The sequence below is a fragment of the Frankia sp. CcI156 genome (assembly GCF_001983015.1).
GTDB lineage: Bacteria > Actinomycetota > Actinomycetes > Frankiales > Frankiaceae > Frankia > Frankia casuarinae.
In genome coordinates this window covers 24,920-41,155 of record NZ_MOMD01000014.1, presented here as the reverse complement: position 1 = coordinate 41,155, position 16,236 = coordinate 24,920, and the positions used below count along the sequence as shown (strand labels likewise).

15 protein-coding genes are annotated in these 16,236 nt (G+C 67.7%); 9 read left to right on the top strand and 6 right to left on the bottom strand.

From position 1 onward, the window contains the following. The first annotated feature begins 310 nt into the window (after nucleotides 1–310). Nucleotides 311–907: a TetR/AcrR family transcriptional regulator gene (locus CcI156_RS06495; protein ID WP_023839889.1), complete on the top strand. Its 597-nt coding sequence runs from the start codon at nucleotides 311–313 to the stop codon at nucleotides 905–907. Nucleotides 908–1,123: 216 nt separating this feature from the next. Here CcI156_RS06495 and CcI156_RS26640 read toward each other — a convergent pair whose 3' ends face one another. Further along, nucleotides 1,124–1,585, bottom strand: coding sequence for a hypothetical protein (locus CcI156_RS26640; protein WP_254847292.1), 462 nt, complete (start codon nucleotides 1,583–1,585; stop codon nucleotides 1,124–1,126). Nucleotides 1,586–1,900: 315 nt separating this feature from the next. On the opposite strand from CcI156_RS26640, the gene CcI156_RS26635 reads away from it, so the two are divergent. The 3 genes from CcI156_RS26635 (at nucleotide 1,901) to CcI156_RS06480 (ending at nucleotide 5,236) form a co-directional block, all read left to right on the top strand. After that, nucleotides 1,901–2,353 carry a hypothetical protein gene (locus CcI156_RS26635; protein WP_049760828.1) on the top strand — a complete coding sequence of 151 codons (453 nt, stop codon included), beginning with the start codon at nucleotides 1,901–1,903 and terminating at the stop codon, nucleotides 2,351–2,353. Nucleotides 2,354–3,227: 874 nt separating this feature from the next. Continuing rightward, complete coding sequence (locus CcI156_RS06485) at nucleotides 3,228–4,493, top strand: hypothetical protein (protein ID WP_139341431.1); 1,266 nt, start codon at nucleotides 3,228–3,230, stop codon at nucleotides 4,491–4,493. 29 nt (nucleotides 4,494–4,522) lie between these two features. Then, nucleotides 4,523–5,236 (top strand): hypothetical protein, encoded by a 714-nt coding sequence (locus CcI156_RS06480; RefSeq protein WP_011435156.1) that lies wholly within the window; start codon nucleotides 4,523–4,525, stop codon nucleotides 5,234–5,236. A 38-nt stretch (nucleotides 5,237–5,274) separates the two neighbouring features. Here the strand turns inward: CcI156_RS06480 and CcI156_RS06475 are convergent, their stop codons facing one another. Further along, a complete protein-coding gene (locus tag CcI156_RS06475) occupies nucleotides 5,275–5,784 on the bottom strand; it encodes a PH domain-containing protein (protein WP_011435155.1) in 510 nt (169 codons plus the stop codon). A 49-nt stretch (nucleotides 5,785–5,833) separates the two neighbouring features. Continuing rightward, nucleotides 5,834–6,784 (bottom strand): biotin--[acetyl-CoA-carboxylase] ligase, encoded by a 951-nt coding sequence (locus tag CcI156_RS06470; protein ID WP_023839886.1) that lies wholly within the window; start codon nucleotides 6,782–6,784, stop codon nucleotides 5,834–5,836. Between the two features lie 190 nt (nucleotides 6,785–6,974). Between CcI156_RS06470 and CcI156_RS06465 the strand changes: the two genes are divergently transcribed. The 4 genes from CcI156_RS06465 (at nucleotide 6,975) to CcI156_RS06450 (ending at nucleotide 11,303) form a co-directional block, all read left to right on the top strand. Next, the gene (locus CcI156_RS06465) at nucleotides 6,975–8,570 is read left to right on the top strand and encodes an acyl-CoA carboxylase subunit beta (protein ID WP_076804760.1); all 1,596 of its coding nucleotides are present in this window, start codon (nucleotides 6,975–6,977) and stop codon (nucleotides 8,568–8,570) included. Nucleotides 8,571–8,695: 125 nt separating this feature from the next. Next, nucleotides 8,696–8,947 carry an acyl-CoA carboxylase subunit epsilon gene (locus tag CcI156_RS06460; protein WP_076804758.1) on the top strand — a complete coding sequence of 84 codons (252 nt, stop codon included), beginning with the start codon at nucleotides 8,696–8,698 and terminating at the stop codon, nucleotides 8,945–8,947. A 116-nt stretch (nucleotides 8,948–9,063) separates the two neighbouring features. After that, the gene (locus CcI156_RS06455) at nucleotides 9,064–10,821 is read left to right on the top strand and encodes a biotin carboxylase N-terminal domain-containing protein (RefSeq protein ID WP_076804867.1); all 1,758 of its coding nucleotides are present in this window, start codon (nucleotides 9,064–9,066) and stop codon (nucleotides 10,819–10,821) included. A gap of 71 nt (nucleotides 10,822–10,892) precedes the next feature. Then, nucleotides 10,893–11,303 (top strand): DUF5313 family protein, encoded by a 411-nt coding sequence (locus CcI156_RS06450; protein ID WP_011435150.1) that lies wholly within the window; start codon nucleotides 10,893–10,895, stop codon nucleotides 11,301–11,303. Nucleotides 11,304–11,493: 190 nt separating this feature from the next. Here CcI156_RS06450 and CcI156_RS06445 read toward each other — a convergent pair whose 3' ends face one another. Continuing rightward, nucleotides 11,494–12,975, bottom strand: a complete 1,482-nt coding sequence (locus CcI156_RS06445) for an NAD(P)H-quinone dehydrogenase (RefSeq protein WP_076804756.1) — start codon at nucleotides 12,973–12,975, stop codon at nucleotides 11,494–11,496. 193 nt (nucleotides 12,976–13,168) lie between these two features. Between CcI156_RS06445 and CcI156_RS06440 the strand changes: the two genes are divergently transcribed. Beyond that, a complete protein-coding gene (locus CcI156_RS06440; RefSeq protein WP_011435148.1) occupies nucleotides 13,169–13,609 on the top strand; it encodes a gamma-glutamylcyclotransferase in 441 nt (146 codons plus the stop codon). Between the two features lie 106 nt (nucleotides 13,610–13,715). Here the strand turns inward: CcI156_RS06440 and CcI156_RS06435 are convergent, their stop codons facing one another. Then, on the bottom strand, nucleotides 13,716–14,933 hold the full coding sequence (locus CcI156_RS06435) for an amidohydrolase (RefSeq protein WP_076804865.1): 1,218 nt from the start codon (nucleotides 14,931–14,933) through the stop codon (nucleotides 13,716–13,718). Between the two features lie 75 nt (nucleotides 14,934–15,008). Next, complete coding sequence (locus tag CcI156_RS06430) at nucleotides 15,009–16,157, bottom strand: glutamate--cysteine ligase (protein WP_076804754.1); 1,149 nt, start codon at nucleotides 16,155–16,157, stop codon at nucleotides 15,009–15,011. Nucleotides 16,158–16,236: the final 79 nt, after the last annotated feature.

Below are 16,236 nucleotides of genomic sequence, written 5' to 3'. Positions count from 1 at the left end.
CCACCTGCTCCGGCACCGGACCGGCCGTTTCAGGCGCACCGCGCATCGCCGCCACCCCGGACGCCCAACACGCCCGCCGACACGGCACGACAGCGGAACAGGACGTTCCGCCCTCTCACCGTCCCCGGCGGACAAGTCGGGAACAACCCAGTTCCGATACCGAACGGTTCCCGAACCTTCGCCGGTGGGCTACGCTCGGCGGGCCAGGCTGGCGCCGCGCGCCCACAGCCCTCCATCCAGCGAGACACATCGGCTACCGGGAACGCCGCGTGGAGCGCCGTCCAGTCCGCAGCAACCTGGAGGGTGTGTCGTGACCCCGTTCTCGCTCGCGTCGTCGCACCCCGGCGGCCGACCTCGCGACGAGAGCCGGGACCAGGCGATCCGCACCGCCACCCTGGACCTTCTGGCCGAGGTCGGATACGACGGTGTGACGATGGACCGGGTGGCCACCCGGGCGCGAGCCGGCAAGGCCACCATCTACCGGCGCTGGCCGTCAAAGCTCGCCCTGGTGATGGACGCGGTCAACGCCTTCACCGAGCAGCGGATGCCGGCACCCGACAACGGCTCCCTCCGCCTGGACATCCTTGAGTTCCTGACCTCGTTCCATGACGCGATCCGCGGYGATCGGGGACGGATCCTCGCGGAACTGATCTCGGAGATGCCGCGCAATCCCGGTCTGCGCGACGCCCTGCGCCGCGGCCTCTGGATGCAACGCCAGGCGAGCTCGGAAGCCATCATCGAACGCGGGATCGCCCGCGGCGAGGTCCGCCCGGACGTCGACCGCACGGTACTCATAGAACTCGGAACCGCCGTCATCCTCCAACGGGTGCTGCTGACCGGAGACCCGGTCGATCAGACGTTCCTGGAGATGATCGTCGACGACATCGTGATCCGTTACGCGGCCTGATCCGACACCTTGTCTCCAAGACGACCCGGGATCCCCCTCCGAACACAAAGCTCCTAACATCGAGCATCGAGCCCGACCTGGGCCGAACGGGGCGATCCGTCCCGCTCTAACACAGATGGACGGTTGCGAGAACCGCCCGGCACCACGGCGGGATCAGCAAGATCACGAGTGCGGGCAGGGGCCGCTCTTCGCGCAGCGCAGGAGGACGTCATGCAGTCACCGGGCCCAGGCCCCCAGGACCCGGACGCCCAGACCCAAGGGGTTGACGGCAACGCTGGTGGTTCCTATTCCGCCTCGCCGTACTCCGCGGGCTCGGCACCGTTCGGCGACGAAGACGAGACCCACCTGATCGGCGACAGCGCACCCGGCGTCAACCAGCCCGGCGGCTACCCGCCCACGGCACAGTACTCCCAGCACCAGCACCCCCAGCACCAGCACCCCCAGCACCAGTACGCACAGAATCCGTACGCACAGCACCAGCACCCCCAGCACCAGCACCCCCAGCACCAGCACCCCCAGCACCAGCACCCCCAGCACCAGTACGCACAGAATCCGTACCGCGGCACCGATCAGTACCCCCCGACGGCGGTCCACCCACCCAGTGGGGGCTACCCACCCGGCGAGGGCTACGGCCAGGATTATCCCGTCGGCGGCTATCCCACGGAGAGTTATCCGCAACAGGCATATCAGCAGAACTATCAGCCGGGTTACCAACAGGGCTATCAGCAGCAGGGCTACCCCGCGGCGGACGGTTACGGAGGCTATCCGCCGCCGGGGGCGCCCCCCCGGCCCGGCGGCTCTCAACGTCGGCGTAACACCATCATCGCTGCCGCGGTGGCGGCGACACTCCTCCTGATCGTTGTTTCGGTTGCGCTCCTCTCCGGAGGTTCCGACAACCCGGGCACGGTGGCCGCGTCCGAAAGCCCCAGCGCCTCGCCGACCTCGACAAGCCCATCGTCATCGCCCTCGCCAAGTCCGAGTCCGAGTCCGAGTGTGAGTCCGAGTGTGAGTCCCTCGGCGCAGTTCACCTCGGCGCAGCACGCCCTGCTGGCCAAGCTCGACTCGTCCGTGATGATGGACTGCGAGCCCAACAGCGAAGCCGAGGGCGGCCACATCAAGGCGTCGTTGTTCTGCAACTCGGATGATGGGAAGGTGGTAGCCGCCTACTCCTACGCGACCACCAGTGATCTGAACAGCGACGTCGAGGTGCGCAAGTCCCTGGTCACCACCACCGGAGGCAAATGCGAGCAGGGCGGCGACGAGGTCTTTACCTGGAACTTCCACGAGGGTGCGACCCAGGGCACGGCCGTCTGCAACGTACGTGACGGTGATCATTTCATCTTCTGGTCCTACAACTCCACGTTGGTCTCCTTCATGGCGACCGGCCCCGACGGGGCGGCCCTGTACGAATGGTGGAGTAATTTCGATCCGGTGCCCAAGGCCTGACGTCGCGGTGGACGCCGCCGGGACGCGGCCACGTCCACACGGCGGGGCGCCGTTTGCTGTGAATTCGATCTTGCCTGCTTGCCTTCGGCCGGGCGGGTGGTGATAGAGCAGTATTTGTGACGCAGTAGCCTGACATCGCCCATATCCGGGTGGTGAGGGGCCTACGCTGGGGTCGCACCTGTCACCCATCTCGGGAGGAACCGTGCCCAGCCCCGGCCAAGGCGACAACGAAGCGTCGCAGGTGTCCGAGCCACCGCCGGACTTGCCGCGGCCAGGGAGCGGCCCCGATGCAGACCCGGACGGGCCTGACCGGACCATCCTGTATCCACTGCACCGGGGACCAGGGGTGGAGCCGGGGCATGCCTTGTCGCCTCCGCCATACACGAATCCGGTCCCACCGCCGTCGGCCCTGGGCTCGGGACCGCCGCCGGGTTCCATACCRCAAGGCCCGGTTCTGCCACCGGGCCCGCCGGTTCCCGCGGTTCCCACGGTTCCCCCCCGCTTCGGGGGACTGCCCGGTCCGGGTGGCCTGCCGGGGCCGCCCGCGCCCTCCACTCCGTCATGGCCTCCCGCTCCCCCCGGGCCACCCGAATCTCTCGCCCCGCCCGGCTCCGCCCCGCCCACCGGCCCCCCCGCCTGGTCCGCCCGGGCGGACCAGCCTGGTCCGGGCGGGCAGGGACCGCCTGGCCTGCCGGCTCGGTCGGGGACGCAGGGACCTCCCGGCCCCCCGGGCCCCCCCGGGCCACCCACAGGCATGGCCGGCCCGCCCGGTCCGCTCTACTACGGCTCGCCAACCAGATCCGGCAGCTCTGACTCCCCGGTGGCCTTCGGCCCCCCCCTGCCTTCGGGACCTCAGACGTCCTCCGGAGTGTCGATGTCCCCACACCACACCCCATCGTCACCGTGGCCGGACGACGGCGACCTCACCTATCGCCTGACCCCGCCCACCGGACGGCCCGGCATCCAGGGCGGCGACCCTAACCAGCCCGGAACCCTCGCGAACCAGCCCGGAACCCTCGCGGCCGAAACCGGCACCGGGCTCGRCACGAACGGTGACACGGCCTTCCTCGGAGCCTTCGAGGCCCGGGGCAGGTCCACGAACGGCGTTGACGCGCAGGCCGAGCCGTCCGCACCGCCCATCGGTTATCCGGCGCCAACTCCCGGAGCGACAATCGGTGTCAACCCGCCGAACGGATTCCCTTCGGTGAGCGGAACTCCGGTCACATCCGGCGCATCTCCGCTTCCCGTATCACCCGCCGACCACCCGTTGACGGGCGGGACGCCTGTCCCGACCGGCGGCTTTCCAGCGTCGGCGCCCGTCAATCTCCTCGGCACGTCCGCCCCCTCGGTCGACACGGCCACCGCCGTGCGGCTCGGCGCGCCTGCGGATTCCAGACGGCCCTCGTCGTTACCGGGGCTGTTGCCGGGACTTCCGCCGGAGCCGCCCGTCCACCCGACGGGAATCCCCGCCGGCGCGGCCGGACCCGGGCTCACCGAGCGCGCCGTGGCCCCCCTGGCCCCCATGGCCAAGCGCGGCACGGCCTCCCGGCACGAGGTCAGCGTGGATCGACGCCTGCTGTTCGCGGGCGGCGGTCTCCTCCTGACCCTGGTGATCCTGCTCGGAGTCGTCGTCTTCACCGGCGGGGACGGCGCCGACACGACGAGCKGACAATCCGTCGCCAGAACATCGACCATCGAAGCGTCGGGGAGCGGTGGACAGCCGGCCGGCAATCCACAGGAGATCCTCCGCTCACTACTGAACCCGGTCGTCATGACGGGATGCGCCGTCCCCGCACACCGTGACAGCGCCTACGCCGACGCCGCCCTCGTCTGCAAGGATTCCAGCGGCATCGAGGTCACCGCCTTCCACTTCCCGAGTCAGTCCGCCATGGACCGGCAGATCGGCGCCCGTGAAACGTACTACTATGACGWGGGGAACTGCGACGATGGCCAGCAGAGCTCGGAGCAGTGGAGCTCGYCGGCCGAGTCGACCGGTGGCACCCGGCTGTGCTACTTCTTCGCGAAGCGTTTCTACGAGTTCTGGACCTACGACGACTATCGAATCGCGTTCTCCGCGGATGATCAAGATCCGGGTAACCTCAACAGATGGTGGAAGTCGTTCGATCCACTCCGCCATTGAGCTGACCTTCCTCGGGAGGCCGGATACCTGTGAACGGTTCCGAAGACGGATTCCCGCGGAATCCGGCCGACGGTGACGAGGATCCATCCGGTGGAACCGGCTCGTGGTGGCGTCGTGGACCCCTCACCGCGATCGTCCTGATCATCGCGGCTCTGATCGCGAGTGGCATCACCATCGGACTCGCCGTGACCCACGATCCGAGCGACAGCCCCGCCGGTCGCCACCCGTCGGCGTCCGGCACGACGGGCACCGCAGGCACCGTGGCCTCCGGAGGGCCCGGCGTCGGACCGTCGCCGGGCCCGACGCTCGACGCCGCCGAGGCCCGGCTGCGGTCCTCGCTCAAGCCGTTCGCGGTCGACGAATGCACGAGTGCGCCGCCCAGCGAGGGACAGGCGGTACCCGATGGCGTGGAGGCGGCCCTCAGCTGCGTCCCCGGGGTGGCGACCGACGCTCCAGCCCCCGCTCGAATCCTCGTCCTGCGTTACCGGGACGCCTCGGCCCTGACCCGCGACATCGCCCGCCGGTCCGCAGCCCTCGCCGACGTCGGCGACTGTTATCAGGGACAGACCGGCATCGAACGCTGGGCACGCGGCTCCCGACGCCGTGGCACCTTCCTGTGCGATGCAAGACCCGGCCGGTTCTCGGTGTTCTGGACGGTTGACGACGAGCGTCTCGGCTTCGCCACGGAGGATCCGCAGGCCGACAAATTGCTCGCATGGTGGCGGGAGTTCGATCCGGTGTGACGGATCTGCCGTGCTTACCGCCTCCGGCCGTCCCGGCGTCAGGCCCCCGGATAGCCCCGTGACTGGTAGGGCGCGGAGAGATCGGCGAGGGTTTCCTGCACCCGCTCGGCGTGCGGCATACACGACAGGCTGACCCGGCCCCGCTGCCCCACCGCCTCAATGATCAGCTCACCCGAGCCCAGAAGCCGGTCGATGACGTTCTGCTGCACCGTCGCGCCAACCAACCAGGCGAGCGGGACGTCACGCCCGACCCGCGTGACGACCCCTTCGCGGATCACCAGTCGATGGTTCGTCACGACGTAATGGGTCGTCATCCGACGTAACCATGGCATCACACTCAGGTAACCGATCGCACCGAAGGCGACCAGAAGCACGAGATACTGGATGGGCTTCTGCAACACCCCTCCGGGTGCGAAGAAAACCCCCAGCACGGCGAAAAGGAGGGCGGCAACCGTCCAGAACGCCGGGACTACCAGGCTGACCCAGTGCGGGTGCACATGAAGGACAACCTCTTCGTCCTGGGTGAGGATATCGTCGGGAAACGCCACGGCAACGATCGTCGCATCTCGGGCGGACAGATCACTGCCGGGTCCCTCGTCACCGCAGGTGAACGATGTCGGCGGCGCTGTAGGGTCGCCCGTTGACGACGAGCCGGCCGTCGGGGTCAACGTCGGTGGCGGTCCCGAGCACCGCCGAACCGTCCGGCAGCTCGACGCGCACCCGCCTGCCGATCGTCGCGCACACCCGTAGGTACTCCGCGCGAGCCGCTTGCGGGTCGGCCTCCCAGCCAGTGATCGCCCCGACGAGATCCGCGAGTACCACCCCGAGCAGCTCGGTCCGGTCCAGAGCCGCCGGAAGCGCGCCGCTGAGCAGCAGGCTTGTCGACCGCTCCGGGAGCTCGTCACGCTCCGCCATGACATTCAACCCAAAACCGATAATCACCGAGGGTGACGATAGTGGGACCTGGACGACCTCGACCAGGATGCCGGCGAGCTTCGCATCGTCAACGAGAACRTCATTGGGCCATTTCAGGACTGCGGGAACCGCCGCCACCTCGCGTAGCGTCGCCAGAAGCGAGGTTCCGACCACCATGGGCAGCCAGCCGAACAGTGACATCGGTAGCCGGGGTTGCAGCAGCAGCGAGACCGTCAACCCGGCACCAGGGCGAGACTCCCATGATCGGTCGAGCCGACCACGACCCGCCGTCTGCCGTTCGGCGACGAGAACCCGTCCCCGGCCGCGGGCGGTGTCTTCGCCCCGGGCGGTGTCTTCGCCCCGGGCGGTGTCTTCGCCCCGGGCGATGCGCGCCAGCGCGGCGTTGGTCGAGTCGGTCTCCTCTACCACCGTCAGGTCGAGACCGACCGCGGCGGCACGGGCCGCGAGGCGTGCGGCGTCCAGCGGTTCACGTGTTCCGACGGACGAGAATCGCCCCTCTCCGGCAGGGCGGGCCCGAGGGGACGCCGGCGAGGGCTTGCCGGACGGGAGCTTGCCGGACGCGGGCTGCTCGGGAGAGGGTCCCGCGGGTGCGGGCTCCTTCGAGGGTGGCACCGGTCMACCCTGCCAGACCGTCCGGTCACCCGTCGGCGACTCGGACGATCGGCGGACGATCGGCGGACGATCGGCGAGCTGATCCGGGATACGGTCAACTCGCCGGAGGCCCACGAATCTCGCCTATCCGGTGAGATCCGCTGCACATCAATCACACGCGTGGACCCACGGGGGTCGTACGCTGCCGGTTATGGCTCTTCCCGCGTCCGCAGAGGATTCCGCTCCCGACCCGCACACCACCGCAGGCCGACTCGCCCACCTGCGGCGCGTGAACGATGATGCCGTCCACGCCGGGTCCCAGCGAGCGGTCGACGCGCAGCATGCCAAGGGCAAGATGACAGCCCGCGAACGGGTCGAGGCCTTCCTCGACCCCGGGTCGTTCGTCGAGACCGACGCCTTCGCCCGCCATCGCGCGCACGACTTCGGCGTCCAGGCCAACCGGCCGTACGGCGACGGCGTGGTGACCGGGTACGGGACTGTCGACGGCCGGCAGGTCTGCGTGTTCAGCCAGGACTTCACCGTTTTCGGTGGCAGCCTGGGTGAGGTCTTCGGTGAGAAGATCGTCAAAATCATGGATCTTGCGTTGAAGACGGGCTGCCCCGTCGTGGGCATCAACGACTCCGGCGGAGCGCGTATCCAGGAGGGTGTCGTCTCCCTCGGTCTGTACGGCGAAATCTTCTACCGCAACGTGATGGCCTCCGGCGTCGTCCCACAGCTCTCACTGATCATGGGGCCATGCGCCGGTGGCGCCGTGTACTCTCCGGCGATCACCGACTTTACCCTGATGGTCGACCAGACCAGCCACATGTTCATCACCGGCCCCGACGTGATCAAGGAGGTCACCGGYGAGGACGTGGGCATGGAGGAACTGGGTGGCGCACACACCCACAACTCCCGCAGCGGTGTCGCGCACTTCCAGTCGGCCGACGAGACGGAGTGCCTCGAACTCGCCCGTGCGCTGCTGTCGTTCCTTCCGTCGAACAATCTCGACGACGCCCCGAGCTACGACGCCGTGGACGATCTGGACGCCGAGATCGACCCGGATCTCGACACGTTCATCCCCGACTCCCCGAACACTCCGTACGACATGCACCAGATCATCGAGCGGGTCCTCGACGAGGGTGACTTTCTCGAGGTCCACGCTCAGTTCGCCCAGAACATGATCGTCGGATTCGGCCGGGTGGATGGACGTTCTATCGGGGTGGTCGCCAACCAGCCGATGCAGTTCGCCGGCACCCTCGACATCGACGCCAGCGAGAAGGCCGCCCGGTTCGTCCGGACCTGCGACGCATTCAACATCCCGGTGCTGACTCTGGTCGACGTCCCCGGCTTCCTTCCCGGCACCTCCCAGGAGTGGAACGGCATCATTCGCCGTGGCGCCAAGCTGATCTACGCCTACGCAGAKGCCACCGTACCGAAAGTGACGGTGATCACTCGGAAGGCCTACGGCGGTGCCTACGACGTCATGGGGTCCAAGCACCTGCGGGCGGACATCAACCTTGCCTGGCCAACCGCCGAGATCGCGGTGATGGGCGCCCGGGGTGCCRTCAACATCATCTATCGACGGGATCTAGCCAGGTCCGAGTCACCGGAGACTCGTCGGGCCGAGCTGATCCAAGACTACACCGATCACTTCGCGACCCCTTACATCGCGGCGGAACGGGRCTATCTCGACGCGGTCATCAGCCCGTCGGAAACGCGGCGCGAGCTCATTCGAGCACTGCGTCTGCTGCGTACCAAGCGTGAATCCCTGCCACCGAAGAAGCACGGCAACATCCCGCTATAGGCGGGATCTGCCGTCGCCGGCTCGCCGGAAGGGGAATCCGCCCGCGGCGGAGATCTCCCGGGCCGCGGGCCCACGGACGGCATACGTACGACGCACCAGCTACTCGAGGTACCGAGGAGAAAAACGTGGTTCAGGACGATGACAGGCGGGCGAGTCAGCCTCGGCTGYAGCTGATCCGCGGTGAGGCGACGCCGGAGGAGATCGCCGCCGTGGTGGCGCTCCTGACGGCTCGCGCCGTTCCCTCGTCGGCACCGGCCACCCGCCGTTCGTCCTGGGCCAGCCCGACGCTGGCGCTCCGTGGCAGTCTCACCACCGGACCGGGGGCGTGGCAAAGGTCCGGGATGACGCCGGGTGCGCGCACTCGAGCCGACTGGTGATCAACCGATAGACATGACGTCGGGATGTCTGCAGCATCACATCTGGGTACAATGACAGCAAAATGTGCGGCCCGACTCACCTACACGCAGGCAGGCCGGACGAGGACGGGAGCGACGTGCGTAAGATCCTCATCGCCAATCGGGGAGAAATCGCGGTTCGAGTGGCCCGCGCCTGCCGCGACGCCGGATACACCAGCGTCGCAGTCTACGCGGAACCAGATATCAATGCCCTGCACGTACGCGTTGCTGACGAGGCATTTGCGTTGGGAGGCGCGACCCCTGGTGATTCGTACCTGCGCATCGACAAAATTCTCGATGCCTGCGAGTCCTCCGGGGCCGACGCCGTCCACCCGGGATACGGTTTTCTCTCGGAGAATGCGGACTTCGCGGAGGCCGTGATCTCCGCAGGCCTCACCTGGATCGGCCCGCCGCCGGAGGCCATCCGCCGTCTCGGAGACAAGACCGCGGCCCGGCATATTGCACTAGCGGTCGGCGCGCCGCTCGCGCCCGGCACCGCAGACCCCGTGGCCGGCGTCGATGAGGTTGTCACCTTCGCCGGGCAGTACGGCCTTCCGGTTGCCATCAAGGCCGCTTTTGGTGGCGGAGGGCGCGGACTGAAGGTCGCTTGGACCGCGGAGGAGCTCCCCGAACTGTTTGACAGTGCCGTCCGGGAGGCGGTCGCGGCGTTCGGTCGCGGGGAATGCTTCGTCGAGCGGTATCTGGACCAGCCGCGCCACGTCGAGACCCAGATCCTGGCGGATACGCACGGCAACGTCGTCGTGGTCGGTACCCGCGACTGCTCACTCCAGCGCCGTTACCAGAAGCTCGTGGAGGAGGCGCCGGCACCGTTTCTCTCGGAGGCTCAGCTCCACTCGCTGTACGACGCCTCGAGGGCGATCTGCAAGAAAGCCGGCTATGTCGGGGCCGGGACCGTCGAGTTCCTCGTCGCCCGCGATGGCATGATCAGCTTCCTTGAAGTCAACACCCGCCTCCAGGTCGAGCATCCGGTGACCGAAGAGGTCTCCGGAGTGGACCTGGTTCGTGCCCAGTTCCGTATCGCCGAGGGTGAGGCACTCGACTTCACCGATCCGGCTCCTCGCGGTCACTCCATCGAATTCCGCATCAACGGTGAGGATCCCGGCCGTAACTTCCTTCCCGCACCCGGCACGGTCACCAAGCTGATCGCGCCGGCCGGCCCCGGCGTCCGGCTCGATACCGGCATCGAAAGCRGCAGCGTCATCGGCGGCGCCTTCGACTCCCTGCTCGCAAAGCTCATCATCACCGGAGCAACCCGGCAGGAAGCTCTGCAGCGGGCTCGGCGTGCCCTCGATGAGATGGTCATCGAGGGAATGGCGACGGCGCTGCCGTTCCACCGCGCGGTCGTACGGGATCCCGCCTTCGCCCCGGAGGACGCCGCAGAGCCTTTCCGTATCCACAACCGCTGGATCGAAACCGAGTTCGACAACACCATCCCGGCCTTCGCGGGAGGGACTGAGGCCGACACCACCCCCGAGCCGCGGGAGACCGTGGTTGTCGAGGTGAGCRGCAAACGCCTCGAAGTCGTGCTACCCGCCGGATTCGGTTCTGCCCCCGTCGCCGCTTCCCGGGGAGCRGCGCCCAAGCGGCGCGCTCGCGGCACGGCGGCGGCCAGGGTCACGGGCGACGCCCTGGCCAGTCCCATGCAGGGCACCATCGTGAAGGTCGCGGTCAACGACGGCGACACCGTTTCCGCGGGTGATCTGATCATTGTTCTGGAAGCGATGAAGATGGAACAGCCGATCAACGCGCATCGGGATGGCACGGTCACCGGACTGGCTGCGACCGTCGGCGCCGTTGTCACCAGCGGCACCGTGCTCTGTGAGATCAAAGACTAGAGCACACTGAAGCTCGACCTGCCCACCGTCGACTGCCACCTCTCCACCGCAGACTTCATAGGCTGCGAGGTATGGACGGTAACGACAGCCCGACGGTGAGCGGCCAGGACCGGAAGCTGGCGGTGGCCCGCCCGGTCGTTCAGCGACCACCGCTGACCGGGCGAGTGCACTACCTGCTTGGGGGGACCCTTCCTCCGGCCTACAACGACTGGGTCTCGCATGACCTCACCGGCCCCGGCTGGAGGCTGCGCCAGGCGACACGGCCCTTCCTGCTGATGTTGCCCTTCGCGCTGATCTTTGCCCTGCTGCCCGGTGAGCTCGAAGTCCGAGCCATCGTCGTCGCGTTTCTTCTGATTTCTGGGATCGGGCTCGGCTTCGCCACCAGCGGGTTCTTCCGGAACCGCCGGCTGGAACAGCATGGCTTTCCTCCAATTTTCCCCACGAGCGACGATGAGGACGAGGGGGACGGGGACAACTCGTAGCCTTCTCCACAGGCAGGCGTCGGCAGTACTCGCCGCGCCGACCTTCGTCATGAGAGTCGGGACGGGTCGGTGCCCGCGCCACTCGTCTGCGTCTGCGGGCAGCGCCCGGCAGCGGCGACTGCCGTCCGCGGCCCAACACGGCAGCCCAAGATGGCAGGAGGTGCCGCGCGCGGCCCTGCCGGGCCCCTGCTCACTCTGGGTTGTCGAATCCCGCGAAGAAGTCGCGCGTACGCAGGACGCGAGCCGCCTCGGTGATCGATCCGGAGAGCGACGGGTAGATCGAGAACGTATGTGCGATTTGATCGACGGTCAGACCGTGTTCGACCGCGAGCGAGATAGAGAGGATGAGTTCGGATGCACGCGGCGCGACAATGACACCGCCAAGCACACTTCCACTCCCCGGACGGCAGAACAGTTTCACGAAGCCGTCCTCAATACCCATCATCTTCGCCCGCGGATTCCGCGAGAGTGGAACTGTGGTCACCTCGGCTGCGACTGCCCCGGTGTCCTTCATCACCTGCGTGACTCCGACGGTGGCGATTTCCGGCTCGGTGAAGATGTTGGACGACACCGTCCCGAGCCGCAAGGGTGTGACGGCCTCGCCGAGGGCGTGCCACATGGCGATACRCCCCTGCATCGCGGCGACCGATGCGAGCGGGAGGACTCCGGTGCAGTCACCGGCCGCGTAGACACCCGGCACCGAGGTCCGCGACATCCGGTCCACGTTCACATGCCCACCAGGCCCAAGCCGTACCCCCACGTCAGTCAGTCCCAGGCCCTTGGTGCGTGGTACCGAACCAACCGCCATCAGAGCGTGGCTTCCCGTAACGGTCCGGCCGTCGGTCAGCTCGACGATCACACCGTCCCCGATGCGCCGTACCGACGCCGCCCTCGATCGGTTGAGCACCTCGATCCCACGCCGCACGAACACATCCTCGATGACCCGGGCGGCATCCGGGTCCTCCCCCGGCAGCACGCGTTCGCGCGAGGAAACCAGCGTGACCTCGGCGCCAAGCGCCCGATACGCGCTGGCGAACTCGGCTCCGGTGACGCCGGAACCGACGACGACCAGATGTTCGGGTATCTCCTTGAGGTCGTAGAGGTGGCGCCAGGTGAGAATCCGCTCACCATCTGGCCGGGCCGTGKGGAGGTMGCGTGGTGAGGCGCCGGTCGCGATCAAAATCACATCACCGACGAAGGTTTCACCGGTGCTGGTCTCGACTGCGTGCGGCCCGACGAGGCGCCCAGAGGCGTGCACGACATCGACCTTCTCGCGCTCGAGCCGGCGCTCGATGTCCAGGGACTGGGCCTTGGCTAGATCACGGACCCGTTCGTACACCTGCTCCGCATCCACATTGACGACCTCCGGGGGCGTGAGCGGCCGGGTGCCCGAGTCCGTGCCGGTACTGATCCCCCAGGCCACGGGGGGCAACGCCGGTTCCGGCCCAGAGCCAAGACTATGCGGGCGGACACCCAGGCCGGGAGCTAGAGCGAGGTTCGTCATGGTCTCCGAAGTTGCGATCAAGGTTTTGGAGGGAACGCAGTCGGTGAGCACACAGGCACCACCGACCCCCTCCGAGTCGATGACGGTGACCGTCGCGCCGAGTGAGGCGCCGACGAGAGCCGCCTCGTAGCCTCCGGKCCCTCCACCAAGAATGACGATGCGAGTCACGTGCCCTCCCGATCCGGTATCGCTTCCTTATCATCTTGCCCCGCCGCCGCGGCCGCTCTCCTGCCGGTGCGGGAGGCTCCGTAGGATCGCAGACGGAGTCCGACATCGGCGATGTCAGGTAGGGCCATCTTCCTCCTTTCATGAGCGGAAATTACAGTTACAATCACGCACCGTAACCCTCCGAGAGATCACAATGACCTTGTACGCGGCTTACGCCGGCAACCTCGACCCGGCGCAGATGAAGGAGCGGGCCCCGCACTCGCCCGTGACCGGCACTGGATGGATCAATGGCTGGCGTCTCACGTTCGGCGGTGAAAACGTCGGTTGGGATGGAGCCTTGCCGACCATCGTCGAGGCTCCGGGTGCTCACGCGTACGTCCTTCTGTACGACCTCGACCGTTACGACCTGGAACGGCTCGACGTCTGGGAGGGCGCGGACACCGGCCTGTACACCCGCATCCGGGTGCGGGTCTCCACCCTTGATGGGGAGGCCCTCGCCTGGACCTATGTTCTCGACGCCTACGAGGGAGGACTCCCGTCGCGCCGGTACCTCGAGATGATCGCCGATTCCGCGGAGAAGGCCGGGGCACCCGCCGATTACGTGGCCGAACTCCGTTCGCGACCGACCGCATGACGCATCACGGCAGCGTGACGCATCACGGCAGCGTGACGCATCACGGCAGCGTGACGCATCACACCATGAGGCGCGGCCGCGGATCCGGACAGAGGCGGACGTAGCGTCACGGCGCCGGGGGCGTATGGGTCAGCAGATCGAGAGCCGCGCCGGCAAGCAGCTTCACGCCCACACCGATCGCCCTCTCGTCCACGTCGAAGCTGCCCTGGTGAAGGTCGTAGGTGTGGCCGCCGGGTGTCCGAGTGCCCAATCGGGCCAAGGCCCCCGGCACGTGGTTCAGATACCAACCGAAGTCCTCGCCACCAAGCGATTGCGCCACCATGGTGGAGGCCCCATGACCAAACACGCGGTCGACGACGGTCCGAAGGACCTCGACGACATCCACGCTGTTCACCACGGGCGGCACGCCACGGCGGTAGTCGACCACGATCTGTGCTCCGTACGGTGCGACGAGCTGCTCGGCAACCTGAGTGACCAGCGCCGGCACGCTCTCCCAGGTCTCCCGGGACAGGGTGCGGACCGTGCCTCGAAGCTGACCGGTACGAGGGATGGCGTTGGCAACGGTTCCCGCCTGCACCTGACCCCAGACCAGGGAGAGCRCCGACCTGGGATCGACCAGTCGCCCCAACGCGGCAGGGAGATCGGCCGCAAGGCGGACGAGCGCGTACACCAGGTCGACTGTGTTCTGTGGCCGGGAGGTGTRACCGCCGGGCCCGGCCAGCGTGATTTCGACGGCATCGGCGGCAGAGGTGATCGGACCCGTCCGCAGACCGATCATGCCCAGGTCGAGCGCCGGATCGCAGTGCAGCGCGATCGCCGTGGTCACCGGCTTCAGCACGCCCGCGTCGATGATGTCCAACGCGCCGCCCGGCATGAGCTCCTCCGCGGGCTGGAACACCAGGCGCACGGTCCCGGGCAGCGTGGACACGCGTGCGACCTCGGCAAGCGCGAGTCCGGCGCCGAGCGCCACGGTCGTGTGTACGTCATGTCCGCAGGCGTGAGCCACACCCGGAACGGTGGAGCGGTACGGCACGTCCTTGATATCCGAGAGCGGAAGAGCGTCCATGTCGGCCCGCAGCATGATCACGGGAGCGCCTGGATCATGATCGACGCCGGCACCGATGTCACACCACAGGCCAGGAAGGTCCGGCAGGCGCTGCGGCGACAGTCCCGCGGCCCGAAGCCGCGCCTCGACCTGCYCGGCGGTGCGGTGCTCCTGCCGGCCGAGCTCCGGGTGAGCGTGGAGATCGCGACGCAACGCGATCAGCTCGGATTCGTGCGCGGCCACCCACCCGGCGACCGCCGCGGTCTCGTCAACCTTCATCTGCCGGCCGGGCTCCTCCCTGCACACGCCACGCGGGCCCTGAACGCAGGCGGTTCGGGGTATTCGCCGGCGTGTCTAGCCGTCGACTACCGGACGGCCGGTGTTCATCTCTTCGAGAAGGGTATCGACGACCCGGGTGAGATCTCCACCGGCCCGCCGGGCGGCGTCCCGCTGCCGGATATAGCTCGCGCCCGTCCGCAGGATGGTCAGCGTGTCGGAGAGCTCGGATGAACAACCGAGACGGTGGGCGACCGGAAGCAGATCCTCCACGAGATCGGTGATGTCATCCCGGACCGGCCGGATACCGCCCCGACCATCGACGATGATCTGCGCGTCCAGACCGTACCGGGCCGCCCGCCACTTGTTCTCCTGCACGAGCCATCGTTGCGGGGTCGGGAGACGATACCCACGATCGATCTGGGTGTTCATGCGGTCAACCAGGCACTGCGCGAGAGCCGCAACCGCCCCCACCTCCATCAGGGACGGCAGACCATCGCAGACCCGCAGTTCCACGGTGCCGAAGTTGGGATGTGGACGGATGTCCCACCAGACCTCGCGGATCGTCTCGATGGTGCCGGAGACAATCAGTGTCTCCATGAACGACTCGAAACCCGGCCAGTCCTCCAACGGGTACGGCAGCCCCGCGGTGGGCAGGCTCGCGAAGACCTGTGATCGCGATGAGGCCAGCCCGGTGTCTCCGCCCAGCCAGTAGGGCGACGACGCCGACAAGGCGAGAAAATGTGGGACATAGGCCATCAGAGCGTTCACGATCGGCATGGCCTTGTCCGCAGACCGCACTCCGACATGTACGTGGACGCCGAAGATGAGCAGCCRCCGGGCCAACCACTGCATCTGGCTGACCAACCGGAAATAGCGATGATCCTCGGTGATGCGCTGTCCCATATAGTCACTGGCTGGGTGCGTGCCGCTGCACATCAGCCCGATCCCGCGCCGTTCCGCCAGATCGCGCAGCAGCGAGACGGTTCCAGACAGGTCCGCGGTCGCTTCCTCCACCGAGTCGCAGACCCCGGTGATGACCTCGATGGTCGACTCGAACAGCTCGTGCTTGGCCTTGGCCGCCTCGCACTCCCCGACCTTCGCCCGCAGCTCGTGAAGAATCCCGCTGGCCTCGCCGCGAAGTTCGCGCGATTGCTGGTCGACGAGCTGCAGCTCCCATTCGATGCCGAGACTGGTGCTCGACGACGACGAGAAAGGGATCTGCACCTGGCCTCCTGGGGTCGGGTCTCGGGGTCGGTAACAGCTCGGGGTCGGTAACAGCACCAGACAGCCGTCACCCACCGGC

Excerpts from the sequence above, each read along its gene's own strand:
- CcI156_RS06450 (WP_011435150.1), top strand. The coding sequence starts at position 10,893 with ATGGACGGTAACGACAGCCCGACGGTGAGCGGCCAGGACCGGAAGCTG.
- CcI156_RS06440 (WP_011435148.1), top strand. The coding sequence starts at position 13,169 with ATGACCTTGTACGCGGCTTACGCCGGCAACCTCGACCCGGCGCAGATG.